At 56.4% G+C, this 23195-nt stretch carries 32 protein-coding genes and 1 pseudogene; all 33 read left to right on the top strand.

The window, feature by feature from the left end:
* Positions 1 to 93 precede the first annotated feature (93 nt).
* Positions 94 to 648, top strand: a complete 555-nt coding sequence (locus tag EDF73_RS23245; RefSeq protein ID WP_132731380.1) for a regulatory protein GemA — start codon at positions 94 to 96, stop codon at positions 646 to 648.
* Complete coding sequence (locus EDF73_RS23240; protein WP_047720499.1) at positions 645 to 1037, top strand: Mor transcription activator family protein; 393 nt, start codon at positions 645 to 647, stop codon at positions 1035 to 1037. Before EDF73_RS23245 ends, EDF73_RS23240 begins: the two co-directional genes overlap by 4 nt.
* A gap of 5 nt (positions 1038 to 1042) precedes the next feature.
* A complete protein-coding gene (locus tag EDF73_RS23235; RefSeq protein WP_064793990.1) occupies positions 1043 to 1366 on the top strand; it encodes a hypothetical protein in 324 nt (107 codons plus the stop codon).
* A 103-nt stretch (positions 1367 to 1469) separates the two neighbouring features.
* Positions 1470 to 2048: an N-acetylmuramidase gene (locus EDF73_RS23230; protein ID WP_132731379.1), complete on the top strand. Its 579-nt coding sequence runs from the start codon at positions 1470 to 1472 to the stop codon at positions 2046 to 2048.
* A gap of 2 nt (positions 2049 to 2050) precedes the next feature.
* Positions 2051 to 2269 (top strand): hypothetical protein, encoded by a 219-nt coding sequence (locus tag EDF73_RS27850; protein WP_016807470.1) that lies wholly within the window; start codon positions 2051 to 2053, stop codon positions 2267 to 2269.
* The gene (locus EDF73_RS23220; protein ID WP_016807469.1) at positions 2262 to 2666 is read left to right on the top strand and encodes a hypothetical protein; all 405 of its coding nucleotides are present in this window, start codon (positions 2262 to 2264) and stop codon (positions 2664 to 2666) included. Before EDF73_RS27850 ends, EDF73_RS23220 begins: the two co-directional genes overlap by 8 nt.
* Positions 2654 to 3265 (top strand): hypothetical protein, encoded by a 612-nt coding sequence (locus tag EDF73_RS23215; RefSeq protein ID WP_064342238.1) that lies wholly within the window; start codon positions 2654 to 2656, stop codon positions 3263 to 3265. Before EDF73_RS23220 ends, EDF73_RS23215 begins: the two co-directional genes overlap by 13 nt.
* On the top strand, positions 3262 to 3492 hold the full coding sequence (locus EDF73_RS23210) for a TraR/DksA family transcriptional regulator (RefSeq protein ID WP_064793995.1): 231 nt from the start codon (positions 3262 to 3264) through the stop codon (positions 3490 to 3492). Before EDF73_RS23215 ends, EDF73_RS23210 begins: the two co-directional genes overlap by 4 nt.
* Positions 3473 to 3775 (top strand): DUF2730 domain-containing protein, encoded by a 303-nt coding sequence (locus EDF73_RS23205; RefSeq protein WP_016807466.1) that lies wholly within the window; start codon positions 3473 to 3475, stop codon positions 3773 to 3775. The genes EDF73_RS23210 and EDF73_RS23205 overlap by 20 nt, the downstream gene beginning before the upstream one ends.
* 12 nt (positions 3776 to 3787) lie before the next feature.
* On the top strand, positions 3788 to 4075 hold the full coding sequence (locus tag EDF73_RS23200) for an ArsR family transcriptional regulator (protein WP_132731493.1): 288 nt from the start codon (positions 3788 to 3790) through the stop codon (positions 4073 to 4075).
* A 2-nt stretch (positions 4076 to 4077) separates the two neighbouring features.
* Positions 4078 to 4362: a hypothetical protein gene (locus tag EDF73_RS23195; RefSeq protein ID WP_044348586.1), complete on the top strand. Its 285-nt coding sequence runs from the start codon at positions 4078 to 4080 to the stop codon at positions 4360 to 4362.
* A complete protein-coding gene (locus tag EDF73_RS23190; RefSeq protein WP_044348588.1) occupies positions 4352 to 4927 on the top strand; it encodes a DUF3486 family protein in 576 nt (191 codons plus the stop codon). The genes EDF73_RS23195 and EDF73_RS23190 overlap by 11 nt, the downstream gene beginning before the upstream one ends.
* Entirely contained in the window at positions 4927 to 6513 is a 1587-nt protein-coding gene (locus EDF73_RS23185; protein WP_207896679.1) for a terminase family protein, read from the top strand. Before EDF73_RS23190 ends, EDF73_RS23185 begins: the two co-directional genes overlap by 1 nt.
* Complete coding sequence (locus EDF73_RS23180; RefSeq protein ID WP_132731377.1) at positions 6513 to 8084, top strand: DUF935 domain-containing protein; 1572 nt, start codon at positions 6513 to 6515, stop codon at positions 8082 to 8084. The genes EDF73_RS23185 and EDF73_RS23180 overlap by 1 nt, the downstream gene beginning before the upstream one ends.
* Positions 8077 to 8919: a phage minor head protein gene (locus EDF73_RS23175; protein ID WP_132731376.1), complete on the top strand. Its 843-nt coding sequence runs from the start codon at positions 8077 to 8079 to the stop codon at positions 8917 to 8919. The genes EDF73_RS23180 and EDF73_RS23175 overlap by 8 nt, the downstream gene beginning before the upstream one ends.
* A 233-nt stretch (positions 8920 to 9152) precedes the next feature.
* On the top strand, positions 9153 to 10124 hold the full coding sequence (locus EDF73_RS23170) for a phage protease (protein ID WP_207896676.1): 972 nt from the start codon (positions 9153 to 9155) through the stop codon (positions 10122 to 10124).
* A 2-nt stretch (positions 10125 to 10126) separates the two neighbouring features.
* Positions 10127 to 11029 (top strand): Mu-like prophage major head subunit gpT family protein, encoded by a 903-nt coding sequence (locus tag EDF73_RS23165; protein ID WP_049103040.1) that lies wholly within the window; start codon positions 10127 to 10129, stop codon positions 11027 to 11029.
* Positions 11030 to 11104: 75 nt separating this feature from the next.
* Positions 11105 to 11734, top strand: a complete 630-nt coding sequence (locus EDF73_RS23160; RefSeq protein WP_049103043.1) for a hypothetical protein — start codon at positions 11105 to 11107, stop codon at positions 11732 to 11734.
* Positions 11734 to 12174 (top strand): DUF1320 domain-containing protein, encoded by a 441-nt coding sequence (locus tag EDF73_RS23155; protein ID WP_016807456.1) that lies wholly within the window; start codon positions 11734 to 11736, stop codon positions 12172 to 12174. Before EDF73_RS23160 ends, EDF73_RS23155 begins: the two co-directional genes overlap by 1 nt.
* Positions 12174 to 12716 carry a phage virion morphogenesis protein gene (locus EDF73_RS23150; protein ID WP_117044397.1) on the top strand — a complete coding sequence of 181 codons (543 nt, stop codon included), beginning with the start codon at positions 12174 to 12176 and terminating at the stop codon, positions 12714 to 12716. The genes EDF73_RS23155 and EDF73_RS23150 overlap by 1 nt, the downstream gene beginning before the upstream one ends.
* Positions 12713 to 13324, top strand: coding sequence for a hypothetical protein (locus EDF73_RS23145; protein WP_132731374.1), 612 nt, complete (start codon positions 12713 to 12715; stop codon positions 13322 to 13324). Before EDF73_RS23150 ends, EDF73_RS23145 begins: the two co-directional genes overlap by 4 nt.
* A gap of 2 nt (positions 13325 to 13326) precedes the next feature.
* Complete coding sequence (locus EDF73_RS23140) at positions 13327 to 13515, top strand: DUF2635 domain-containing protein (protein WP_132731373.1); 189 nt, start codon at positions 13327 to 13329, stop codon at positions 13513 to 13515.
* A 1-nt stretch (position 13516) separates the two neighbouring features.
* Complete coding sequence (locus EDF73_RS23135; RefSeq protein WP_132731372.1) at positions 13517 to 14995, top strand: phage tail sheath subtilisin-like domain-containing protein; 1479 nt, start codon at positions 13517 to 13519, stop codon at positions 14993 to 14995.
* A 9-nt stretch (positions 14996 to 15004) separates the two neighbouring features.
* Positions 15005 to 15358 (top strand): phage tail tube protein, encoded by a 354-nt coding sequence (locus tag EDF73_RS23130; RefSeq protein ID WP_132731371.1) that lies wholly within the window; start codon positions 15005 to 15007, stop codon positions 15356 to 15358.
* Between the two features lie 3 nt (positions 15359 to 15361).
* Complete coding sequence (locus EDF73_RS23125) at positions 15362 to 15745, top strand: phage tail assembly protein (RefSeq protein ID WP_132731370.1); 384 nt, start codon at positions 15362 to 15364, stop codon at positions 15743 to 15745.
* Positions 15746 to 15843: 98 nt separating this feature from the next.
* Positions 15844 to 17640, top strand: coding sequence for a phage tail tape measure protein (locus EDF73_RS23120; protein WP_004114593.1), 1797 nt, complete (start codon positions 15844 to 15846; stop codon positions 17638 to 17640).
* Positions 17640 to 18896, top strand: coding sequence for a DNA circularization N-terminal domain-containing protein (locus EDF73_RS23115; RefSeq protein ID WP_132731369.1), 1257 nt, complete (start codon positions 17640 to 17642; stop codon positions 18894 to 18896). The genes EDF73_RS23120 and EDF73_RS23115 overlap by 1 nt, the downstream gene beginning before the upstream one ends.
* A complete protein-coding gene (locus EDF73_RS23110; RefSeq protein ID WP_132731368.1) occupies positions 18889 to 19980 on the top strand; it encodes a phage baseplate assembly protein in 1092 nt (363 codons plus the stop codon). The genes EDF73_RS23115 and EDF73_RS23110 overlap by 8 nt, the downstream gene beginning before the upstream one ends.
* Complete coding sequence (locus EDF73_RS23105) at positions 19971 to 20510, top strand: phage baseplate assembly protein V (RefSeq protein WP_132731367.1); 540 nt, start codon at positions 19971 to 19973, stop codon at positions 20508 to 20510. Before EDF73_RS23110 ends, EDF73_RS23105 begins: the two co-directional genes overlap by 10 nt.
* Positions 20507 to 20956 carry a phage GP46 family protein gene (locus EDF73_RS23100; protein ID WP_132731366.1) on the top strand — a complete coding sequence of 150 codons (450 nt, stop codon included), beginning with the start codon at positions 20507 to 20509 and terminating at the stop codon, positions 20954 to 20956. The genes EDF73_RS23105 and EDF73_RS23100 overlap by 4 nt, the downstream gene beginning before the upstream one ends.
* On the top strand, positions 20946 to 22019 hold the full coding sequence (locus EDF73_RS23095) for a baseplate J/gp47 family protein (RefSeq protein ID WP_132731365.1): 1074 nt from the start codon (positions 20946 to 20948) through the stop codon (positions 22017 to 22019). The genes EDF73_RS23100 and EDF73_RS23095 overlap by 11 nt, the downstream gene beginning before the upstream one ends.
* Entirely contained in the window at positions 22004 to 22588 is a 585-nt protein-coding gene (locus tag EDF73_RS23090) for a putative phage tail protein (protein WP_132731364.1), read from the top strand. The genes EDF73_RS23095 and EDF73_RS23090 overlap by 16 nt, the downstream gene beginning before the upstream one ends.
* Before the next feature lie 248 nt (positions 22589 to 22836).
* Positions 22837 to 23082, top strand: a pseudogene (locus EDF73_RS27845) (phage tail protein); the annotation flags it as partial.
* Positions 23083 to 23195: the final 113 nt, after the last annotated feature.

Below are 23195 nucleotides of genomic sequence, written 5' to 3'. Positions count from 1 at the left end.
CTGTTCTGGGGCGTTGTCATCGTTGTGGGCGCTGTCGCTGTGATTTGCGCGTTTATCGGCTTTATGTTCCTCGTCAACTACAGGAGGTAACCAATGACCCGCTCAAACGCAATCCAGATTATCCATATCGCCAAAAGCCAGCTGGCGCTTGACGATGACACTTACCGCTCCCTGCTGGGGGCGGTAGTTCCGGGCAAGTCGAGCTGCCGCGAGATGACCATCATCGAGCTGCAGAATGTTATCCAGGCACTGGAGGCTAAGGGGTTCAAAAGCAAACCTGTGCGCCGTTCTAAGCGCCGCATGTCTGCCCCGTCAGATGTGAGCCTGAAAATCCGTGCAATATGGAAAACGATGTTTAAAGAGGGGTTTATCCGGGACGGTAGCGATATTGCGCTCGACCATTTTGTCCAGCGCCAGACTCGCATCCGTAATGGCGGTGCTGGCGTCTCCAGCCTTGAATGGTTACGAGCCGACGCCGAGGACAACCTGCTAGAGAGCCTGAAGCAATGGCATATCCGGGAGATGAAAAAAGCCATGCTGGCACACCATGCCCGACTCCCCGAAAACCCGGTCACCGGTGACGAAAGCCGGGACTATGACACAATCTGCAGCGCTTACGCTGTCGCAGCCAGAAGGTGGAAAAAATGAGTGACGATCTCTTTGGTGATGTTCAGGACGACAGCATTCTGGACCATATTGATGATGAGATGGAGAGTTCCCGCTTTCCGTCGTTGTTGGCCGAACTGAATGCTTTATTGCGTAAGGAGCTTGAGCGCTTTGGTTATGACCCGCGTCACTCCATTGAACTGGTCGCAGCCATCAGCAGTAAAATCGGCGGGATGCAGGTTTACTTTCCACGCGGTCAGGTGCTTGAGCAGCTCGTCAGGGATATGCGTATCTGGCGTGATTTTCAGGGTAACAACATCCCGGAACTGGTTGAGCGCTACCAGGTGACCTATAAAACAGTGTATAAAGCTATCAGGCGTATGCGCAGGCTGGAAGTAAGTAAACGCCAGTATTCTCTGGACATGGAGTGATAATAATGGTCGGTGGTATTTTAATAAACCTAGTGGTTGTTGTATGTTGCTTCTGGGTGTTTTTTGATGCAGCAAACAACCATATTGGAATGCATACAGTTAAAGATGGTATTAACAAAGGTTACAGAAGTGGTTTATCCCCTATTGTTTGGGGGGCTGGTTCTTTATTGATTTTTCCATTCATTATCTATCTTTACAGGCGAAAAACACTGCTTTCTATTGCTAAGGAATACCCTGTGCAAACGGATAAAAGCACTGGCTTTATAATTGTTTTTTTGATTGTATCTGCGGTGATGATTTACTCATTCAAAGATATTTTATTTATCTAGTAGAATCAAACTTAAAGGAAGCCGGTTAATCCGGCTTTTTTTATGCCTGCCACAAAATGAGAAGGAACCCACATTTACCTTCTTCCTTGTAAAAGGTGCAGGCATGACAACAGCATTCTCCCCCGCGTTTTTACACGCACTCTCTTTCATTCGCGCCCGCGAAGGTGGTTACGTTAATGACCCCACCGACAAAGGCGGCGAAACCAAATACGGTATTTCCGACAAGCGCGATGGTCTTGCCGATGGCAAAACCGACGTTGATGGCGACGGTAAACCCGATACCCGCATTAAGGACCTGACCGAAGAACAGGCCGGGCAGATCTATTTCCGCGATTACTGGTATCCGGCTTATTGCACTGACTGGCCGGACGGTATCTCACTCTTTGTCTTTGATTCCTCCGTTCAGCATGGCGCTAAAAAAGCGATCCAGCTCCTGCAGGATGCGGTCGGTGTCACCGCTGACGGCATTGTCGGCCCTAAAACCACTAAAGCGGTTATCGGCGCTGATGCTGAATGGCTGCTGACTCGCTGCTTCCTGCGCCGCTCCCGCTATTACGCCGACATCATCAAATCCAATTCTTCTCAGGGTAAATACCTTAACGGCTGGTTTAACCGTCTCGATGAGCTGGCGAACGCCTGTCAGGAGGTCATTGGCGGTCAGGTCTCGGTTCCCCGGAGTTGAGCATGGGTAAAGGCTGGGATTCATCGTTACGCGCGGGGCGGCGCGATCGCCTCCGTCAGGAGGTGCTTCACCGGGTTGCCGGTGGCCCTCCACCCGTTCCTCGCGATTACAAAGGCTGCGACGGCACTCATGCCAGTTATTACCGCAGGGGCTGGGACTCCGTCGATACACGAGACATCGTCTGGCAGTGCCAGCGATATAAGGAAAAGCATAATGTTTAAATTAAATACCGACGGGCTGATTCAGGCGTTGATCCGGGTATTTCAGTCCGGCTGGTCTGTGGTCGTTCTCGCCGGTTTATCGCTGCTGCTCTGTTGTTTCTATGGCCGTCAGGCATTTGTTGTCTGGTGGCTGACGTTCTCCGGTGCCCTGTTAATAGCGGCAAGTATCTGGCTCGGCAACCTGCCTTATCGTTTACGTCAGCCTGACCGCCCGGCCCGAAAGTGGGTACGTTGTGTCTCGTGGCTGATCTGGGCTTTCGGCGCTTTTCTGCTGGCCTTTGCCCCCGTCTTTGCAACCAGTCCGGTCGTCATGCTGCTTAACCCTCTCGCCGGTCTGACCGTGGTCATTCTGTATGCCTGGCTGGTTCGTAAGGAGGTAATAAATTGGATCCTGTAACGCTTTCCACTATTGCCTCCGTCCTGCTGAAGGCCGGACCTTCTCTGGTTCGTACCGTCGGCGGCTGGTTCGGCAGCGACAGTACCACGGCGAAAGCCGCTGATTCGGTGGCCAGCATTGTCGAGACTGTCAACGGTGCGATTAATCCCGCCGACCAGCAGCGCGTGCTGGAGCAGAAGCTGGCGCAGCTGCCGCCCGAGCAGCTAGTCCAACTGGAGGGCCTCAAGGTACAGCTGCAGCAGTTCCAGCTGGAGCGGGACAAGGCGCAGATGGCCGACCAGCAGGCTGCGCACCACGAACAACAGGAAACCATCCGCAACGGCGACAACGCCACGGACGAATATGTCCGCCAGACCCGTCCGCTGATGGCCCGATTATCCCTCTACAGCAGCATTGCTTACGTGATGATCATGTCTCTGGGCCAGCAGGCTGGCGCGGTGGCCGGTGCTTTTGGCCATGCTTTTTCCATGCCCGCCCCTGACTGGGATATTTCGCTGATGCTGGCGACTCCTGCGCTGGGTTATCTGGGTTTCAGGACGCTGGACGGCTTCGCCCGGTACAGTAAATCCAGCAAACACAAGGTCATGGTGGGTAAATGACGAAAGCATTTGATCGCGCCAGCGACCTCGAAATGGAAGAGCGCGAACGGGCTTTAAACAACCATTTAAACCGGGTTAAAGAGCTGCCGGAGAATTACGGATTTTGTAACGACTGCGGTGCGGCTATTCCCGTAGCCCGACTTCAGGCGCTGCCGTATGTCGCGACCTGTTTCACCTGTCAGTCCATCAGAGATATCAGGGGGACGCATGGGCTGGGAAATTATTAAGGGAAACTGGGCGATCATCTGGGCGTTGTTTATGTCTGCCGTGAACGTCATTCAGCTCCTCCTGGCCAAAACCTATGTCAAACGCGAAGAACTGGAGCTGATGCGCACCCGACTGCAGAGCATTGAGAACACTATCGCCGGGCTACCTAGTCAGAAAGACCTGCACCAGCTGCAGCTGGAAATGAGTAATTTGCGGGGTGACCTCCGCGAACTGGGCCCGGCGATTCGCCAGGTGAAACATGTCAGCGATCTGCTTCTGGAAAATGAGCTGAAGGAAAAATAAGAGGTGACGACTATGCGTGACATTCTCGACCAGGACCAGCGACTGGTTATTCTGCGATCCCTTGTCGAATGCGGCGACAGTGCCAACGAGTCGATTTTGCAGACCTGCCTGCACACGTATGGCCATCGCGTTTCCCGCGATACGGTGCGCACGCATCTGGCGTGGCTGCGTGAGCAGGGTCTGGTCAGTCTGACGGATGTTTCCGGCTGTTATGTGGCTGAAATCACCGGTCGCGGTGATGACGTCGCCAGCGGTCTCGCCACAGTTCCGGGGGTGAAAAAGCCCCGCGCGAGGGGGTAACGATGGCTAAAACTAAACCTTACACCGAGGCACAGCGGCGTATTTTTTATCAACTGGCCGCAGTGATGGTTTGCTCAGAGATTGAGTCTCAGGTTATCGCGCCGTTTAGTGAGAAAGAGACCGGAAAACCTTATGACCGCAGCGCCCCTGATAGTTTTACCAACACGTTTCTGAACAAGAATCCTGAGTTCAGACGTGCATTCGAAACGCTGGGCCGTGCCATCACCAGAGAGCGGAAAAACCAGCTGCAGCTGGCAAAGGCGACAAGGAGCAAACATGGCAGTTGAGAAACCGACCCGAGGGCGCCCGTCGAAAATTGACCTGCTGCCGGATGGCGTCCGCGACCAGCTGCATCAGATGCTGCGTGAGAAACGTCATACCCAGGAAGAAATCCGCGAGGCCATCAACGAACTGATTGACGGCCATAACCTGCCTGATGATATGAAGCTCAGCCGTACCGGCCTGAACCGTTACGCCAGCAAAATGGAAGAGTTCGGCGCAAAAATCCGGGCTTCCCGTGAGATGGCGGAAATCTGGGCGGCAAAGCTGGGTTCTGCGCCATCTTCTGACGTGGGTAAGCTGCTGCTTGAGTTCGTCAAAACGATGGCCTTTGAAACCTCCATGTCCCTTGCAGACGGTGCGGACCCTGTAGAGCCGAAGGCCCTCGGCCAGCTGGCACTGGTTGCTCAGCGTCTGGAAGCGGCAGCGATGGCCAGCCACAAACGCGAGAAAGAAATCCGCCGGGCATTCGCCGAAGAAGCCGCCGCGCAGGCGGAGAAAATCACAAAAAGCGCCGGGCTTTCTGCGGAAACCGCCGCTGATATCCGTCGCCAGATTCTGGGGATCGTGTGATGGGTGAACATCTTTCAGCGCCGGAAAAGTTACGTAATCAGTCCGCCAGCGCCATTCTTTCGGGCGAATTTGACGAAGAACAGGTGCTGCTGCCATATCAGCGCCGGTGGATTGCCGATAAATCTCAGCTCAAAATTGCCGAGAAATCCCGCCGTACCGGTCTGACGTGGGCGGAAGCGGCTGAGTCTGCGCTCAATGGTGCAATGTCTGTCGCTGCCGGTGGTTGCGACACCTTCTATGTCGGCACCACCAAAGATATGGCGCGTGAGTTTATTGACGCCGTGGCTATGTGGTCTAAGGCCTATGGACTGGCGGCAGGCGAAGTCGGCGAAGAAGTTCTGAAAGATGAAGACAAAGATATCCTTGTCTATGTCGTCAACTTTGCCAGCGGCTTTAAAACAAAAGCTCTGTCATCCAATCCGTCAAACATGCGTGGTATGGACGGCAATATTGTTATCGATGAGTCGGGCTTCCAGAGCGATCTGGCCGCCGTTCTCAAGGCCGCTCTGGCGCAAACCATGTGGGGGCATAAGGTTCGTCTTATTTCCACCCATAACGGCATTGAGAATCTGTTCAATACCATCATCACCGACAGCCGTGCGGGCAAAAAACGGTACTCCGTTCACCGTATTGATATTGAGCTGGCCATCAGCGAGGGGTTGTATCGTCGTATCTGCCAGGTGACGAAAAAGCCGTGGTCACCAGATGCCGAAGCGGAGTGGCTGGCGAATCTGCTGAGCGATACCGCCACTGAAGAAGACGCCCGCGAGGAATACTATTGCGAGCCGAAGAACGGCGGCGGCACCTATCTGGCCCGCTCCATCCGCGAGCGTGCCGCGCGGGGCTCCGGTCCCGTTCTGCGTTTCACCGGCACGGCAGAATTCAATGCCATGCCGGAAATCATCCGCGCACTGGATATGCAGGAGTGGCTGGATAAGGTGGTGCTGCCTGTGCTGAACACGCTCCCGCAGAACCTCCGCCACTGTCTCGGCGAGGACTTCGCGCGGTCGGGTCACCTGACGGTCTTTGCGCCGATGACCGTCAACGACGACACCACGCGTACCGTACCGTTCCTTGTCGAGTTGGCCAACGTTCCCTACAAGCAGCAGGAGCAGGCGCTGTTCTTTATCTGCGACAGGCTACCGCGCCGCGACGGTATCAAGTTGGATGGACGGGGGAACGGTAACTATCTTGCCGAACAGGCGGCGGAGAAGTACGGCGCAGAGGTGGAGGTTGTCATGCCTTCCGTCGCCCACTACCGCGAGAACATGCCGCGCTTCAAGGCTGCGTTCGAAGACGATGAGCTGGTCCTGCCGAAGCATGAAGATGTCATCAGCGACCTCGGGCAGATTGTCGTTCAGCGCGGGGTGCCTGGAATTGATGACCGGGAGAATACCGGCAGCGATGGCCACAAGCGTCACGGCGACAGCGCGTATGCGATCTTCCTTGCCTTTCTCGCCAGCAAAGAAGACTGCCAGCGCTATGAGCTGCATCGGCTTAACAAATCCCAACAGCAGCGCAATAGCGACAGTCGCCGCCAGTTGCGCATCACACGTGGCCTTAAAAATCAGCGAGGACTGCTTTGATGCTGAAGAAACTCTCCGGTGCGATCCGACGCCTGCTTAACCCGGCAACCGATGAAACCGTCTCCGTTAATGAAACCGATATGACCCAGCCCGAAGCGCGGGCCAGAAGCGCCAGCGTCAGGTCGCCCTCTGCGGGCATCAGCGTGGCGAGCACCTTATCCCCGGCGAGATTAGCCGGGGTTCTGCGCAATGTGACCGAGGGAAACGCACGGGACTACTTCATCCTTGCGGAAGAGATGGAAGAGCGTGACCTACACTACGCAAGCGTACTGCGTACCCGCAAGCTGACTGTGGCCGGTATCCCTCCTGCAGTAGAGGCGGCCAGCGACGATGAGCATGACGTATTGCTGGCTGATGCTGTTCGCGATCTTGTCGAGCAGCCGCAAATCCCGGAGCTGTTATTTGATCTGCTCGATGGCCTCGGTAAAGGTGTTGGGGTCTGCGAAATCCTGTGGAGTACCCGTGATGGCTGGATGCCGCGTGATTATGAGTGGGTTGACCCGCGGTTCCTGAAACCCGATAGCGACACACTTCGTGAGTTCCGTCTGCTGACGGACGAGCAGCCAGTAGACGGTATCCCCCTGACGCCGGGAAAATATGTGATGCATTATCCCCGCCTGAAGTCTGGTTTGCCGCTGCGTAATGGTCTGGCCCGTCTGGTCGCGGTGATGTATATGCTCAAGTCCTTTACCGTCCGTGACTGGTGGGCGTTCGCCGAGAAGTTTGGCCTCCCCATCGTCGTCGGTAAGTACGGGAATAATGCCACCGATGAGCAGATTGGGACCCTCATCGATGCTATCGCCTCCATTGCATCGGATGCAGGCTGCGCCATCCCGCAAAGTATGCAGCTGGAGATGCAGGAAACTGCCAGCCGCAACGGTGGCGGCGCATTGTTCAAGGAAATGGCGGAATGGTGCGACGCCCAGACCAGTAAGGCCGTACTGGGGCAGACCATGACCACCGACGACGGCAGCTCGCGATCTCAGGCCGACGTGCATGACCGGGTGCGCATGGATATTGCCCGCTGGGATGCCCGTCAACTGGAGAACACTCTAAATGAGTTTCTGGTACGCCCGTTTATCCAGTTCAACTATGGGCCGCAGGAAAAGTACCCGCGTGTGAAGCTGACAATCAGCGAACCGGAGGACCTCAAAGCTTTTGTCGATGCGCTTATCCCCCTGGTAGATCGTGGTCTGCGGGTGCAGGAGTCTGAAGTCCGGGACAGGTTCGGTCTGGCTGAGCCGGAGAACGGCGCGGCGGTACTCTCACCCTCTAACAGCTTCTCTGCCTTCAGCCCTGCACCGGCACTCAACCGTGCGCAGCTTGCGCTCAACCGTTCGCAGGAAGATGAGATTGATGTGATGGCCAGCGAGGCGCTGAAAGACTGGGAGCTGACCGGTGATGCGTTCACCAGTCCGGTGCTGCAGCTGGCGAAAGACGCAGGCAGTTTTGAAGAATTTCTGGCACGTCTGCCGGACCTGCAGACGACGCTGGAGCCAGCCGCGTTCGTCGAGCAGCTGGCGATGTTGAGCTTTAAGGCGCGGACGCTGGGAGATGCGAACGATGGCTAAGGCTCCCGATATTATCCCCAAAGAGGCGCTGGCCTGGCTGAAGTCGAAAAAGCTGGCGCCGGGCTTCGATTACCGTGATGTGTGGAAGCAGGAGCACAGCATCGGTTTCACTGTGGCGAAGATGACGCAGCTCGATCTGCTCTCTGACGTCAAAGCATTGGTCGAAGACGCAATGGGCAGCGGCCAGTCGTTCGCCGAATTCCGCGAGGTGCTGAAGCCCCTGCTGGTGAAGCGTGGATGGTGGGGTCAGCAGCTGATGGATGACCCGCTGACAGGTGAGACAAAGCCGGTGCAGCTCGGCAGCGATCGTCGTCTGCGTACCATCTACGATACCAACATGCGTACTGCCCGCAGCGCCGGTCAGTGGGACCGCATCCAGCGCACTAAGCGCGCGATGCCCTATCTGCTCTATACGCTGGGTCCGTCACGCGAGCACCGCGCCGAGCACCTGAAATGGGCTGACCTCTGTTTGCCCGTTGACGCCCCGTTCTGGCTGACTCATTTCTGCCCCAACGGCTGGGGCTGTAAATGTATGCTCCGTCAGGTCAGCAAATATGAGTACGATCAGTTGCTGAAAAATGGCGTCCCGCGCAACGTGCAGCAGCTCGACGACAACGGCCAGCCTACCGGCCACGTTATCCGCCAGACCGTACCGGTCCGTACCGAAGCCCCGCCCGTCAAACGGGTGAAGTGGGTTAACAAGCGCACCGGCGAAGAGGAGATGGTGCCGGAGGGGATTGATCCGGGCTGGGACTACAACCCCGGCATGCGCCGTCAGGCCGAACTTGAGCGCCAGCTGGCCGCGAAGCAGAGCGCCTTCGACAGTGATAACTAAACAAGGCGGTAATCCGCCTCAAACGCGCTCAGGGACTTTACCGGCATTTATGGTACGATGATTCGCTGAAAAATTCTTAAACGCGCCACGGCGTTTTTGAACGGGGTTTGAACGCGGTTCCCCGCTGCGTTTCCCGCAACTCTTCCTTTATATACAGGGAAAGCGGTTAATCTACTTTCTTCTCCCGCATCGCCGACACTGTCCGTCAGTTACCTTTAACGACGGACAGCACCATGCCAAAGCCTGCAACACAACTCGAATTTCTGGCCCTGTGCTTTGAGCTTCCCGACCTGTCGGATGCCAGCATGCCGCTGCCGGAATGGTTGCCGATGATCCCTGCGGGTACATTCACTGGCCGGGATGGCCGTTCCTGGGTAAACGACAATCCGCAGGCCTTCATTGCCACGTCCTTTCGTTACCCGACGTTGCCGTTTGATGCCGAGCATTCCACCGAACTGCTTGGCCCTAAAGGTGAAGAAGCTCCGGCCTATGCCTGGATTGATGCCATGCGCGTCAACGCTGACGGCAGCATTGACGGTCATATCGAGTGGACGCCTGACGGCGAAGCGCTCGTTCGCGGTAAGAAGTACCGCTATTACAGCCCGGCTTTCCGTCATTTCCCTACCGGTCAGGTCTCGCATCTGTCCAGCGCTGGCCTGACCAACAAACCCAACCTGTATTTACCCGCACTTAACTCGGAGAACACCATGACTGTACCTGTGCAAATTGCCACGGTGCTGGGACTGGCTGCAACTGCGTCGATTGATGACGCTGTATCAGCTATCCAGACCATCAAAAACAGTGAATCGCTTGCGCTGAACCGTGCTCAAAACCCGGACCTGTCGAAGTTTATTCCGCAGGAGACGTACCAGTTGGCGCTGAACCGCGCTCAGACAGCAGAGGACCGCCTGAAGACGCTGGATGAGAAAACGGCTACCGCGCTGGTTGATGATGCCGTGACCGCCGGGAAAGTCGCGCCCGCTAACCGCGATATGTACCTGGCCCTTTGCCGCACTGAAGATGGTCGCCAGAAGTTTGAAGCGTTCGTAAAAACTGCGCAGCCACTGGTTAATCTGGACCCGTCCAAAGGCAAAGAGAACAACGGTCAGCAGACCACGCTTAACGAAACTGAGCTGGCGATGTGCCGCAGCATGGGTATTTCGCAGGAAGAGTTTCTCGCCGCTAAACCGAAACAGGAGCAATAACAATGCCAGCACCGTCAGCTGAAATTCTGCACGCGCTCTCAACGTCCCTGAGCGCCGCCTTTACCAAAGGTCTTGCGGGCGTCAAGTCGCAGTACCTGCGCATCGCTACTGAAGTGCCGAGCGGCTCTGCATCCAATACGTATGGCTGGCTCTCGGACCTGCCGACCATCAAAGAGTGGGTCAGCGCCCGCCAGTTCGCGCAGTTGTCTCAGTACGGCTACACCATCTTCAACAAAACCTGGGAAAACTCGATCAAGGTCAAGCGTGAAAATATCGAAGACGACCAGATTGGTCAGTACAGCGTGATTGCGCAGGCATTCGGTCAGCAGGTCGCCGAGTTCCCGGATACGCTGAGCTTCCCGCTACTGGTTGCCGGTTTCAAAACCCTGTGCTTTGACGGCCAGAACTTCTTTGATACTGACCATCCGATGGCGGGCGGCACCTACAGCAACGTTGTAGGCGATATCGCGACCGACACCGGCGAGCCGTGGTTCCTGATTGATGAGAGCCAGGTACTCAAGCCGATCCTTTATCAGAACCGCCGTCCCTTCAATTTCCAGGCACTGGATGACCTCAGCAATGACCACACCTTCAAGAACAATGAGTTCCTGTATGGCGTGGATGGCCGCTGCAACGTCGGTTTTGGCTTCTGGCAAACCGCCTGCGGGTCCCGCGCACCACTGACTGTCGCCAACTATGAGGCGGCGGTGAAGGTTCTGCAGGGGATGAAACGTGATTCCGGTAACCCGCTGGGTATCCGCCCGACCACGCTGGTCGTCGGTCCGAACAACCGCGCAGCAGCGAAGAAGATCATCGACGCGATGCTGGTCGATGGCGGTAATTCCAACATCTATTACAAGGATGTGGAAATCGTCGACAGCCCGTTCATCACCACCCCGGCGTAATAGTCAGTCTCCGTTTTAATACCGTTACAGCGGGCTTTAAACCCGCTGTGACCCACCTTTAAAGAGGATGGAACAGTGAGTGGAACGAAAGAAAAAACAGCGGGTAAGCAAAGCACTAAAGGTCGCGCTGGCAAGGTTTCAGCGCAGGAAGTGGCACAGACTGATGCATTTGACCTGCCGGGAGCTGAACGGTCAGTCACATTGCCAGGGCATTACGTTGCGGTGGGTGCGTCCCCCATCCGTGTAACCCTGGGTGAAGCCGATGAATCACTGACGCCTGAAGGTCTGGCCGCCGGTGACGGCAGTGAGAATCTTATCGTAGCAACCCAGCTACAGACAGAATCTCTGAATACCAGTCAGGGCGAAATGCGGTCTGCGCTAACTGCAGAAGGGCTGGCTTCAGGTGCTGATTTATCGCCTCTCAGCATGAACATTACACCCAATCCTGCTACCGACGATGTTGTGGTGCTGGAGGTTCGTGCCCGGTCTGAGCGTGGGTTCTGGCGCTGCGGTCGCTTCTGGCCGCGCGAGCCCGTCCATGTGTTTGTCAGCGACGACCCCGATGGCGATAACGAGGCCAATGCGCTGGAGGGTGATGTGGTGGTGGAATGTTTCATCAGCCATGAAACCGCCGAACGCCTGAAAGCTGAGCCTCATCTGGTGGTGGCGATAGTGCCGGTTCTGCAGGTGGCGGAGAAAGACTGATGGGAATTTACGTTACCCGTGATGACCTGCTGGCTGCGGACGGGTCGCTGGTCTGGACTATGGCCATCGACAAAGCGACTAACCAGCTCGACGAGACGAAGATAGCCACGGCCATCGAGGATGCCGACGCGGAGATCAACTCGTTTCTGTCAAAGCGTTATCAGCTGCCGCTGAACATCACCACCGTTCCGCGCCCGCTGCACCGGGTAGCCGTATCCATCGCCATTTACTGGCTGTCCGAGCGTGACAATCAGATCACTGACCTGATTCAGAAACGCTACGACAGCGCGATCCAGACCCTGAAAGAGATGGCGAACGGCACCCGTGACCTCGGCCTGCCGACCGACACGCCAGCCCCGGAGACCGATAACGGCAGGATGATTGTTGTCTCCGATAACAAACGCCTGTTCACCCGTAACAACCTCAAAGGGGTGTTGTGATGGGGATTTCGGTTGAGGTTATCGGCGCTGAGAAGCTGCAGCAGATGCGACTGGCCATCGAGAAACTCTCTGACAGCTCGCTGCAGCAGGAACTGCTGGAGAGTATCGGCGCTGTCGTTGAATCGCAGACCCGCCGCCGCATCAGCGACGAGAAAACCTCACCGGCTGGCGAGCGCTGGGAGGAATGGTCCGAAGGTTACCGCAAGACCCGCAGCGGGAATCAGAGCCTGCTGCAGGGGAATGGCGATCTGCTCGACAGCATCCAGTACATCGTCGAGCGTGGCCGCGTTCGTGTGGGTTCGCCGCTCAGCTACAGCGGCGTTCATCAGGACGGCTTTGCAGGCAGCGTCCCGGTCAGCGCTCATAAGCGTCTCATTCATCAGGCGTTTGGCCGGGCGCTGAAGCATCCGGTCTGGCAGACCGTCGGCTCCCATAATCGCATGATGGATATTCCACAGCGCGAGTATCTCGGGCTGTCCACCGCAAACAGTGATGAGCTGATGCACGTCATCGGCGACTTCTGGAAAGAGGTATTACCGTGACTAACGAACGTCCATCCTTGTTGACCACCGGCTCCACGGTCTCCGCCGCTGAGAACATTGTGGCGTGGCTGAAACCGGAGCTGCTGAACGAACCTCAGCAAAACAAGCCTGACCGCGTCAGTGTTATCGAGCGCCACATCGGCCAGTTCAGCACCCCGGTAGAGGTCAAAACCTACCTGACGGATCGTGATGGTTGCATCCGTCTGGCCGCACTCCGCGTGCGCAATGTCCGCGCTCAGGCAGGCGGCACCGTCGGCGATATCACCTGGGCGGCGTATGTCATGGCCACCGATGCATGGGGCTATACGCGCGATACCCGCTGCGAGGTGCTGGTCGGGAAGCTGGTGCGCCGTATTGTCCAGCGCGGAGCCGCTAACGGGATGAAAGCTGAGCGTCTGGCCACCTCCGTCAGCGCCGACAATATCTATTCCGGCGGGCTGAACGATCTGGGGCTGACCATGTGGGCCGTGACGTGGGAACAGGAGTTCCGCCTGGATGATGAAATCGACCTTGCCACCCTCCCGGACTTCCTGCGACTGGGGGCCACGCTGCAGGTCAGCGACGGCACCGACCCCATTAAAGGCGTTATTAACGTAAGAGAGCCGTAACGATGAAAAAACAGATTAAGCCCGCCCGCGAGGGCCTGAAGGTGCGTAAACCCGGCGGCGAGCACCTGAACCCCAAAGGGGAAGCGCTCCTCATGAGTGCATGGTGGCACCGTCGTGCAGCCGAAGGCGATGTGATCATCGCTGATATTCCGGCTACCTCCCCTCAGACCCGTGCAGTTAAGGAGAAGTGATATGTCACTAGGCAATATCCCTGATGATTTTCGTGTCCCGCTGGTTATTATCGATATCGATAACTCCCAGGCACTCGACAGCGCCCCGGCGCAGTCCCGCAAAATTATTGTGATCGGCCAGCAAAGCGCGACCGGTACAGCAACGGCTCTGACGTCAAACCGCATCACCAGCGACGGCACCGCTGACCAGCTCTACGGCAAAGGCTCCATGCTGGCCGGGATGCTCAAAACCCTGCGTAAGGCCAACAGCTATACCGAAGTGTGGGCGATGGGCCTGGCTGATATCGCTGCCGGTGCTGCCGCAAAAGCAGAGCTGGCCATTACCGGCCCGGCCACCGCTGCAGGTACTCTGGCCCTGTTGGTGAACGGTGTCTCGGTGCAGGTGGGTGTCAGTGCTGACGATACCGCCGATACTATCGCTACAGCCATTATCGCCGCCGTGAATAAACTCCCGGACACGCAGGTCATCGCCGCGCTGAAAGCTGCATCAACAACGTCAGTCACTCTGACCACCAACTGGAAAGGCGTGACCGGCAATGCGATGGACGTTCGTCTCAACTACTACCCCGGCGAGCAGACACCGGCAGGCGTTGCGGTGGCTGTGACTGCGTTCACCGGCGGCACCGGCACCCCGGATATTGCGGCTGTCGTCGCGGCGCTGGGCGATGACTGGTACACCGATATCGTGTTCCCGTATAACGACATGCAGAGCCTGAACGCCATCCGGGATGAGCTGCTCGAACGCTGGGGTCCGCTCCAGATGATAGAGGCGCAGCTCTGGACGGCGCTCCGGGGCACTCATGCCGAGTCGGGAACCTTTGGTGAAACCCGCAACGACTGGCTCATCTCCTGTCTCGGAACCAACATCGCACCGCAACCGCACTGGCTGTGGGCGGCATCCTACGGCGGCATCGCGGCGTACTATCTTGCGAACGATCCGGCCCGACCGCTGCAGACACTGGTGCTGCCAGGTATCCTCCCTCCGGCGAAGGATGTGCGCTGGGATATGCCGGAACGCAACCTGCTGCTGCATGACGGCATCGCCACCCATAACGTCGACGCGGGCGGGAATGTCTGCATCGAGCGCGAAATCACGATGTACCGTGTCAATCAGTACGGTGACGCCGATACGTCGTACCTTAACGTGCAGTCTCCGGCCACGCTGGGGCGTATTCGCTACGTCATCAAAAACCGCTTCAGTAACCGATATCCGCGTCACAAGCTGGCCGGGGATGATGTGCTTGACCTGCTCGATCCGGGTCAGCCGGTGATGGCGCCGAAGATTGCCCGCGCCGAGCTGCTGGATATCGCGCTGACTGAGCTGATCCCGGCGGGTCTGGTTGAGGACTTCGACGACTATAAAGACACGCTGGATGTGTATCTCGACGGTGCCGACAAAGACCGTCTGAACTTCATCTGCCACCCGAACCTGGTTAATCAGCTGCGTGTGCTGGCCGGTCTTATCCAGTTCAAACTTTAAGGAGCCTTTATGAGCATTCTGGGTATGGCGGCCATCCGTATTAATGGCCGCGAAATCAAAACCGAGGGTAAATCCACCCTCAATCCGGGGGGCTATGCCCGCACCCAGCATATGGGGGGCGGAAAGGTCTGGGGGAACTCCCGCAAGATGGCCGGTCCCTCGATCCAGATGACTATCGCGGCCGCGCAGGATATGGACGTTATCGAAATCAGCAACTGGGAAGACGTGACGGTGATGTTCGAAGGAGACAACGGTCTGACCTACATGATGACCGGTGCGGCCACCGACAACCCGGCGACGCTGGATGAAGACGCTGGCACCATCAGCGCCAACTTTATCGGCACCAAACTGGTGAAGGTATAAAGCATGGCGCAGATGACACTGACGTTAATTCACGGCTACGTCACCGGTAAAGGTACTGACGATGAGATGCAGCACCGTACCGTTACCTTTCGCGAGCTGACCTCAAAAGACGTCATCGATGCTCAGCTGGAGGCCGAGCGCGTGGTTATCGGGGAGAACGGCAAGGCCGTAGCGTACTGCTCTGAGGTGCTGATGGGGCTGGGTATGCTGCGGCGTCAAATTGCCTCTGTGGGTGAGATTCCGGGGCCATTGTCCCTCAAGCAAATCTACGCCTTTCACCCGGAGGACCTGGAGTTACTCAGCAGTAAAGCTGCCGCACTCGATGACCTGCTTTCGGAGACCGCATCGCGGGGGCGACCTGGTGCCGCTGGCGACGGCGCTCAGTAATCTCATCGTCAATTTGTCCCAACGTTTTGATATGTCCTACCTGCAGCAGTTGCCACTACGGCAGCTGCTGCGCCTGACAGAGCAGCTGAGGAAGCAACATGGCAAACCGCCTCACCACTGAAATACTCATCAATCTGGCAGGTAACCTGACAGCCAAAGCCCGCCAGTACGGGGCCAACATGTCCGAGTTCGCCCGTACAAATCAGCGGGCAATGTCGGTTGTCAAAGCCACGACGGCGGCGGCTGGTCGTGGTCTGGATGCTCTGGGCAATCGCTATACCACCATGATTGCCGGTTTTGCCGGTGGTGCCATGTTGAGAGACTTTGCCGCGACAGATCGCCGCATCACACGTATGGGACTGGCAGCAGAGAAGACCAAAAAAGAAATGTCCGAGATGTTTGGCGGTATGCAGGATGCTGCGATCAAGTTTCGTGTCGATGACAGCGAAGTGGTCAGCGCGATTGAGAAAGTCGGGACGGTGACTGGTGATATTGATTACGGCTATAAGAACCGAAACATCATAGCACCGTCTATCGCTGCGTCAGGTGCTGATGGTGAAAGTATCGGGGGACTCTTCTCTCAGTTCACAAAGTTTAACCTGAGCAACGAGAAAGACACCCTGCAGGCAATGGATACCCTGAATCAGCTCGGTAAAGAAGGTGCGTTTGAACTGAAGGATATCGCCGAACGCGGCGTAAAAGCGTTCTCAATGTATGCCGCCGCAGGGGGAACAGGTGTACGGGGCGTGAAGGACGTCGGCGTGGCGCTGGAGAGCGCGGTCGATGCTACCGGTGATACGACCACTGCCTCTACTGCAGTCGAGAACCTGATTCGGGATCTGCAGCTTCCGAAGGTTGTGAAGGAGTTGCGCCGGAATGGCATAAATGTTTTCGGTAAAGACGGAAAAATGCGATCACTGCCAACACTGATGGGAGAGATTGCAAAAAAATCAGGGAATAAAGGAGCGGAAACTCAGAGCGCACGCTTACTGGGGGCCGGATTTAATCAGGATAGCATCCTGTTGCTTAGCAGCGTGACGTCCGGTAAAGGTGCGGAGAACCTCAAACGCTATAACGGCGTAGTGGCCGATGGTCAGGGCATTATGAAAGATGCCGAGTATGCATCTAAAGATTTCACATCAGCCGTCACTGCACTAACCACCACCTGGAAAAAATTTGCAAACAGCAATCTCGCTAAACCAGTCCAGGAGCTGGCTGATGCAATTAATTCCGTTGACCAGGAAACCGTCCAGCACTGGCTGGAGATTGGTAAAAATATCGCCATCGCAGTCGGGGGGGTTATTGCAGCCCGCAAAGCGTTTCAGTTTGGTAAAGGTGTCTGGGATGTACTTAATCCAAATAAAGGTAAGGGTATACCTAATGGTATCGCTGATGTGTTTGGTTCAGGTGTAATGCCAGTTTATGTGACCAACTGGCCAGCAGGTGGGCTGGGTGGAACAGGAGAAGATAAGGTTAACGATCTTCTTGATACTACCGCCGACCTTCCAGGTTGGCCTGGAATGCTTGCCCGGGGTGGGTTAATTGCCAGTAAGTTGATGGGGTTAACTGATATGGACCCTTTTTCGGACGAGGGACGCGAAGAACTCCTTAAAAGGGTTCAGCAGAACAATGAGCGTTCAACGATGTGGGAGGACATCAAAAACTTTTTCACGTCTTCCTCGCCGTCACCTGCGGGTTACCAAGACCCGTCGCCGTGGGCGTCTATGCAGCCGCAAAACCAGCCGGGCTACCCGTTCCTGCAGCAGCCTGAGCTAAAAGGCAGTATCGAGGTCTCCGTAAAAGATGATCGGGTACAGGTGACCAGCGTTAAGGTCAATGCCCCCGGTGTCACCATGAGTGCATCCAGCGGTGTTCGTAATATGGAGCAGCAGTAATGGCCACTAAATGGGAAGACCTCCGCGATGCCTCATTCCGGGGCGTCCCGTTCTTTTTCCGCGACGTCGAGGGCGCTGGCGGTCGTCGTGCTATCCCTCACGCCTACCCCAAAAAAGAGGTGGGCTGGACGGAAGACCACGGCGCGGCACTGACTCAACAGCAGATTAACGCGATCCTGCTCGGCAGCGCCTACATCGACCAGATGAACCGTCTGCTGGCGGCGCTCAATACTGCCGGTCCCGGTGAGCTGGTGCATCCGTGGTTCGGCGTGCAGAAGGTTCAGGTTGGCCGCGTCACGCATCGTCTTTCCACCGAGGAAGGCGGTATTGCCTACATTTCCTTTGAGGTGTACGAGGCTGGCGAGAAGCTGTTCCCGTCCGGCACCGAAGACACCAGCGCCACCACGCTCAGCGCGGCGGATAAGGTCAAGGAAGCGCTGGCCAGCGGTGATTATTTCGCGGCGCTCGACGGTGTCGGCAGCATGGTGGATACCCTGCTGGATGATATGCAGAACCTCATCAGCAACCTGCCGACACTCCCCGGAGAGCTGAATGACTGGATGGACAGGCTCAACCGGTTTAAGGATCTGACCGGCATTGCCGCAGCCGCGCCGGGGGAAATTATCCGGGATGTGGTTGACCTCATCAGTGATATGAAAGACCTAGTATCAGAGCCACCGTTTGCCCTGCGTGTTTACGATCAGTTACATGACCAGTGGGAAGGCGACCGCGCCGCGCAGGCAGCAACGAAATCGCTGGCTGATAACGTCAGCGTGAACGCCTCTACCGGTTTTGCAAGCAGTGTTACACCCGTTGCGACGCAGAAAGCGACCGAAGCGATGCAGACCAATATTGAGGACTTCAGACAGCTGGTGCTTGTCTCCACGCTGGTTGCACAGGCAGAAACTGTGGCCACTGCGCTCTTTGAGACCAGTCAGGATGCTCAGACGACGGGCGACCAACTGGCTGAACAGCTCGGTGAAATGGCGACTGATGCCGTCGAGAGCGGCCAACGTGATCTATGGCGTTCCCTGCGTGAGTTGCGATTTGCCGTGGTAAACGATGTTCGTATCCGTAGCGTCCAGTTGCCAGAGCTGCGCCGCGTCACCCCGGCCCGGACAGTGCCGGTGATGCTGCTGGCGTACCGCGAGACAGGCGATGCTGAGAACCGTGACAAGCTGGTGACCCGCAACCGGCTGCGTTATCCCTCGTTTATTACGCCTTCACAGACGATTGAGATCATCAGCAATGACTGAAGAGTTAACCCTGAACGTTAACGGTCAGATCTGGGGTGGCTGGACGGACATGACCATTAATCGCTCGCTGGAATCCGTAGCGGGTGAGTTTGACCTGACCGTCTCCGCCCGATGGTCATCTGCCGCGCCGCGCTCCATCAAACCCGGTCAGTCCTGCACGGTCTCCATCGGCAGCGACCGCGTCATGACCGGCTACATCGACGACTTCATTCCCAGCTATGACGCGGATAACGTCTCCCTGCGCGTTATGGGCCGCGACAAGACCGGCGATCTTGTGGACAGCTCGGTGGTCGATCAATCCGGACAATGGAAAGGTCAGAAGCTGGAGCAGCTTGCCGCCACCATTTGCAAACCCTACGGCATCGAGGTGGTTAACGAGACCGACACCGGCGACGCTTTTGGCAGCATCACCCTCGAACAGGGTGAAACCGGCTTTGAACTGCTCGACCGTCTTGCCAAACAGCGCGGCGTTCTCGTGACCTCAGATGCTTACGGTCGGCTGGTTATCACCCGCGCATCAACCCAACGGGCCGGGGTGGCGCTCACCCTCGGCGACAATATTCTGGCTGCACGTGGACGCTTCAGCTGGCGCGAACGGGCCAGTCAGTACATCGTCAAGGGCTCCGCCAGTGCGGGTGGTTCAACATGGGATGACCAGCCAGTGAAAATGGTCGGCGGTCGCCAGACAGTGGTCAGCGACCCGGAGATCACCCGCTATCGTCCGAAGATTCTGGTCAACGAGGACAGCCTGACGGTCGGCGGTGCCAGCGCCCGTGGTGAGTGGCATAAGGCTTATGTGCTGGGAGAATCCAACACCACCGAAATCACCGTGGCAGGCTGGCGGGAGAACGGCATCAGCAGTCCGCTGTGGCAGACCAACCGGCTGGTGAAGGTAACCGACGCCATCCAACAGCTCGACGTCACCTGGTTGATTAAGGCTGTTTCCTTCATGGAAGGTGACAGCGGCCGTCTGACGGTACTGACCCTGGCCCCGCCTGAGTCGCTGGATATGCCGTCCCAGAAGGCTAAAGCGAAAGGGAAAAAAGCGAAGTCGAAAACGACCGTGGGGGCGACATGGGACTGAAAGACGCGAATATCGGACGCTCGTTTGCTGAACTGGGCCGACGTCTGCGCCTGATGGTGGACCGGGCGCTGGTCCGTATCGTGACGGACAGCCTCGGACGGCAAAACCTGCAGGTGCAGTCGCTGGCCGATGAGACCAATGACGACGTCGAACGCTTCCAGAACTATGGCTTTTCCAGCGTCCCGCCTGCTGGGTCTGAGGCCATTGTTGTTGCTGTGGGTGGCCGTCGCGGCGGTCTGGTGGCCATCGCCGTCGAGGACAAAGGGAGTCGCCCTCGTGGCGGCGAGGAAGGCGACGTTATTCTTTATCATCAGGAAGGTCATATTATTCGTCTGAAAAAGAATGGCGTGATTGAAATAACAGGGAAGACGGTAAATGTGGTTGCCGAAGAGAGCTGTGACATTATCGGTAAACAGATAAATATCACCGGCCCAACTTCTTTTAGTGAAGATATTCAGGTTAAAGGAAAAAGTTTCCTTGACCATATTCATAAGGATGGTGACGGTGAAGACACGACTAAACCCTTATGACCATCAGAATAAACTGGCACCTGCCCGCAGGTGGAGATATAGAGATTGAACACAATGGCCTTTCGTTTGACGAGGGCCTTGTTTCTTTGGTGTATATCTGCCTGTTTACTGATGCGCGGGCCGATACCAGCGACGAGATACCCGATGGCACTGATGACCGTCGCGGCTGGCCCGGCAATACCTTCAGCGATTTTGCGTGGGGTTCAAAACTCTGGCTCATTGACCGCGAAAAACTGACCGAAGAAATCCGCATGAAGGCTGAGAATTACGCTCAGTTAGCGATGCAGCCTTTATTGCGTTATGGCTATGCCAGAAATGCAAAGGTAACTGCGACTATTCCGCGAATGAACTGGCTGGCATTAAATATCATTCTGACCCGGCCGGATAAAACCCAACTCACCGTAGAAATTAAAAAACGCTGGGAGGCGGTCGAGAATGCCATTTAATGTACCCACGTTACGACAGTTAATTAAAACCGGTGAGCAGGATATAGAAATCGGTCTTGATGAAAAGCTCCCGCCTGTAGGGGTTGAGCGTGCGCTGAATACCTCATTCAGTAGCGCAGTACGCGATGTTTACGATTACCAGTCGTGGATTGCGGATCAGGTTGTTCCCACCGTTAAATCCGACGATCAGACCATTATTAATATTGCCAACTCTGAAGGGGTTATTCGTAAAGCAGCGACCTCCGCCGCCGGACTGGTGACCTTTAAAGGCTCCCGGCCCATTCCACTGAACACGGAAATGCAGTTCAGTAACAATGCGGGCTATCACGTGATTAAAGCCGGTGCGCCGGTGAACAATATCCAGACCGTTACCATTCAGGCCGACGACGTCGGCGCATCAGGCAATCTCGATGCAGGGACTGAGCTAACGCTGGTGTCACCGATTCCGGGTGTTGAGAGCGTAGGAACAGTCGCGGCCAGCGGTATTACCGGCGGGACAGATATTGAGCCAATCCACGAACTGCTTGACCGCCTGCTGTTTCGTAAGCGTAACCCGCCAGTGGGCGGCGCGGTTCACGATTACGTTATCTGGGCGCGTGAGATGCCTGGTGTTTCACGTGCGTGGTCGTGGGACTCGTGGCACGGGAGTGCCACTGTCGGGCTGGCGTGGGTCTATGACAGCCGCCCCGATATCACTCCGACCGCGACAGACCGGGAACAGATGAATGAATATCTGTTCCGTCATCCTGACCCCGCCACGGGAAATTTTGTCGGGAAGCCGGGCGGTATTGAGGCCTGGATTATTACCCTGACGCTTAAACCGGTTAATCCTTCGATCCGACTTATACCTGACACGTCGGAGACGCGCCAGGCCACTGAGGCCAACCTGATTGCGTTGCAGCAGACGCTGTCACCGAACGCGACCTTACTGCTGTCGAGCCTGCGAACGGCCATCGGTACGGCGACGGGCGTCACCGATTATACGCTGGACATCAGCGCCGATATCACCAGTGAGAATAACGAACTCATCACTATCGGGGATATCACATGGCTCACAGCGTAACGGAATGGCAGGACGTCCTGCAGCAAAATATGCCCCGAGGTCGCGCATGGCCCCGTGATGAGAACGCGGATTTAACGGCACTTATAAAGGCCCTCAGCCCACGTTTAAACCGCCTTGAAGTAAATGCGGACCTCCTGCTGCAGGAGATGCGCCCGGAGACGACGGTCCAGCTGTTGCCCGAATGGGAAACCTATCTGGGGCTCCCGGAGTGCAATATCCCCAATGATGATTTTCTGGTTCGCCGGGCAGCTGTCGTCGAGAAATATCACCGCAAAGGCGGTCTGGCTCCGTGGCAGATTGAGGGCGTAGCCGCTGCGCTGGGCTTCAACATCGAAGTGAAACAGGTTTTACCTCATCACTGTCTGCGTAATTGCATGGCCAGAATATGGCCTAAACGCTACCGGTTTTTACTGGTTGTGACGGTAAAAGATACGCCGGTTACTCGTTTCACAGTCATTGAGGATGTGCTGACGCCATTAATTGAATATCACACCCAGATGCTGGAATGCGTATTAACGAAATATCGACTCTCCGGAACCGGGTACGAATATATATTTGAGGTGAATTAATGTATCACATCGATAATTTAAGCGCGGCTGCTGAGATGCCGCCAACCCTCCCCGTGATGTTTACCCAGCCCCGGTGGTTTACCGAAGGGGGGGAAGGTATTGAGCCGACGTATCCCGGCGCAGACTGGTACAACATTATTCAGGCTGAGATGTTGAATGTCTTATCTCTCGCCGGTATCACGCCGAATAAAAACGAGCTGGATCAGTTTGCTCAGGCCATTCGTTTAATGTCCACAGACTATATGATGCCGGTCGGCATCCCCTATCCGTGGCCCGGTTCGACAGCACCTGCCGGATTCGGCCTGATGGTCGGCCAGTCGTTTGACGGCGTGACGTACCCTAAACTCGCGGCAGCGTATCCGTCTTTAGTGCTCCCCGATATGCGTGGACAGACCATTAAAGGCTTACCGTCATCCGGTCGTGCGCTGCTGAGTCTTGAAGCGGACAGCGTGAAATCGCACGCACACAACGCCTCTTCGACTGCAACCGACCTCGGCACTAAAGAGACCCAGGAAGCCGGTGACCACGTCCATAACGGCGTTCCAAGTCGCGATAATCCGTGGGAAATCGGCGGGGACATCAGTCAACGATTCAACCCGGCGAATCT

The organism is Klebsiella sp. BIGb0138 (genome assembly GCF_004342285.1).
Lineage (GTDB): Bacteria > Pseudomonadota > Gammaproteobacteria > Enterobacterales > Enterobacteriaceae > Klebsiella.
The sequence above is the reverse complement of the archived record's forward strand: the minus strand, read 5'-3'. Positions and strand labels throughout refer to the sequence as shown.

Excerpts from the sequence above, each read along its gene's own strand:
- EDF73_RS23245 (WP_132731380.1), top strand. The coding sequence starts at position 94 with ATGACCCGCTCAAACGCAATCCAGATTATCCATATCGCCAAAAGCCAG.
- EDF73_RS23210 (WP_064793995.1), top strand. The coding sequence starts at position 3,262 with ATGACGAAAGCATTTGATCGCGCCAGCGACCTCGAAATGGAAGAGCGC.
- EDF73_RS23105 (WP_132731367.1), top strand. The coding sequence starts at position 19,971 with ATGGGACTGAAAGACGCGAATATCGGACGCTCGTTTGCTGAACTGGGC.
- EDF73_RS23170 (WP_207896676.1), top strand. The coding sequence starts at position 9,153 with ATGCCAAAGCCTGCAACACAACTCGAATTTCTGGCCCTGTGCTTTGAG.
- EDF73_RS23235 (WP_064793990.1), top strand. The coding sequence starts at position 1,043 with ATGGTCGGTGGTATTTTAATAAACCTAGTGGTTGTTGTATGTTGCTTC.
- EDF73_RS23100 (WP_132731366.1), top strand. The coding sequence starts at position 20,507 with ATGACCATCAGAATAAACTGGCACCTGCCCGCAGGTGGAGATATAGAG.
- EDF73_RS23155 (WP_016807456.1), top strand. The coding sequence starts at position 11,734 with ATGGGAATTTACGTTACCCGTGATGACCTGCTGGCTGCGGACGGGTCG.
- EDF73_RS23140 (WP_132731373.1), top strand. The coding sequence starts at position 13,327 with ATGAAAAAACAGATTAAGCCCGCCCGCGAGGGCCTGAAGGTGCGTAAA.
- EDF73_RS23195 (WP_044348586.1), top strand. The coding sequence starts at position 4,078 with ATGGCTAAAACTAAACCTTACACCGAGGCACAGCGGCGTATTTTTTAT.
- EDF73_RS23135 (WP_132731372.1), top strand. The coding sequence starts at position 13,517 with ATGTCACTAGGCAATATCCCTGATGATTTTCGTGTCCCGCTGGTTATT.
- EDF73_RS23180 (WP_132731377.1), top strand. The coding sequence starts at position 6,513 with ATGCTGAAGAAACTCTCCGGTGCGATCCGACGCCTGCTTAACCCGGCA.
- EDF73_RS23125 (WP_132731370.1), top strand. The coding sequence starts at position 15,362 with ATGGCGCAGATGACACTGACGTTAATTCACGGCTACGTCACCGGTAAA.
- EDF73_RS23095 (WP_132731365.1), top strand. The coding sequence starts at position 20,946 with ATGCCATTTAATGTACCCACGTTACGACAGTTAATTAAAACCGGTGAG.
- EDF73_RS23090 (WP_132731364.1), top strand. The coding sequence starts at position 22,004 with ATGGCTCACAGCGTAACGGAATGGCAGGACGTCCTGCAGCAAAATATG.
- EDF73_RS23190 (WP_044348588.1), top strand. The coding sequence starts at position 4,352 with ATGGCAGTTGAGAAACCGACCCGAGGGCGCCCGTCGAAAATTGACCTG.
- EDF73_RS23165 (WP_049103040.1), top strand. The coding sequence starts at position 10,127 with ATGCCAGCACCGTCAGCTGAAATTCTGCACGCGCTCTCAACGTCCCTG.
- EDF73_RS23205 (WP_016807466.1), top strand. The coding sequence starts at position 3,473 with ATGGGCTGGGAAATTATTAAGGGAAACTGGGCGATCATCTGGGCGTTG.
- EDF73_RS23175 (WP_132731376.1), top strand. The coding sequence starts at position 8,077 with ATGGCTAAGGCTCCCGATATTATCCCCAAAGAGGCGCTGGCCTGGCTG.
- EDF73_RS23200 (WP_132731493.1), top strand. The coding sequence starts at position 3,788 with ATGCGTGACATTCTCGACCAGGACCAGCGACTGGTTATTCTGCGATCC.
- EDF73_RS23230 (WP_132731379.1), top strand. The coding sequence starts at position 1,470 with ATGACAACAGCATTCTCCCCCGCGTTTTTACACGCACTCTCTTTCATT.
- EDF73_RS23120 (WP_004114593.1), top strand. The coding sequence starts at position 15,844 with ATGGCAAACCGCCTCACCACTGAAATACTCATCAATCTGGCAGGTAAC.
- EDF73_RS23130 (WP_132731371.1), top strand. The coding sequence starts at position 15,005 with ATGAGCATTCTGGGTATGGCGGCCATCCGTATTAATGGCCGCGAAATC.
- EDF73_RS23110 (WP_132731368.1), top strand. The coding sequence starts at position 18,889 with ATGACTGAAGAGTTAACCCTGAACGTTAACGGTCAGATCTGGGGTGGC.
- EDF73_RS23240 (WP_047720499.1), top strand. The coding sequence starts at position 645 with ATGAGTGACGATCTCTTTGGTGATGTTCAGGACGACAGCATTCTGGAC.
- EDF73_RS23220 (WP_016807469.1), top strand. The coding sequence starts at position 2,262 with ATGTTTAAATTAAATACCGACGGGCTGATTCAGGCGTTGATCCGGGTA.
- EDF73_RS23115 (WP_132731369.1), top strand. The coding sequence starts at position 17,640 with ATGGCCACTAAATGGGAAGACCTCCGCGATGCCTCATTCCGGGGCGTC.
- EDF73_RS23150 (WP_117044397.1), top strand. The coding sequence starts at position 12,174 with ATGGGGATTTCGGTTGAGGTTATCGGCGCTGAGAAGCTGCAGCAGATG.
- EDF73_RS23185 (WP_207896679.1), top strand. The coding sequence starts at position 4,927 with ATGGGTGAACATCTTTCAGCGCCGGAAAAGTTACGTAATCAGTCCGCC.
- EDF73_RS27850 (WP_016807470.1), top strand. The coding sequence starts at position 2,051 with ATGGGTAAAGGCTGGGATTCATCGTTACGCGCGGGGCGGCGCGATCGC.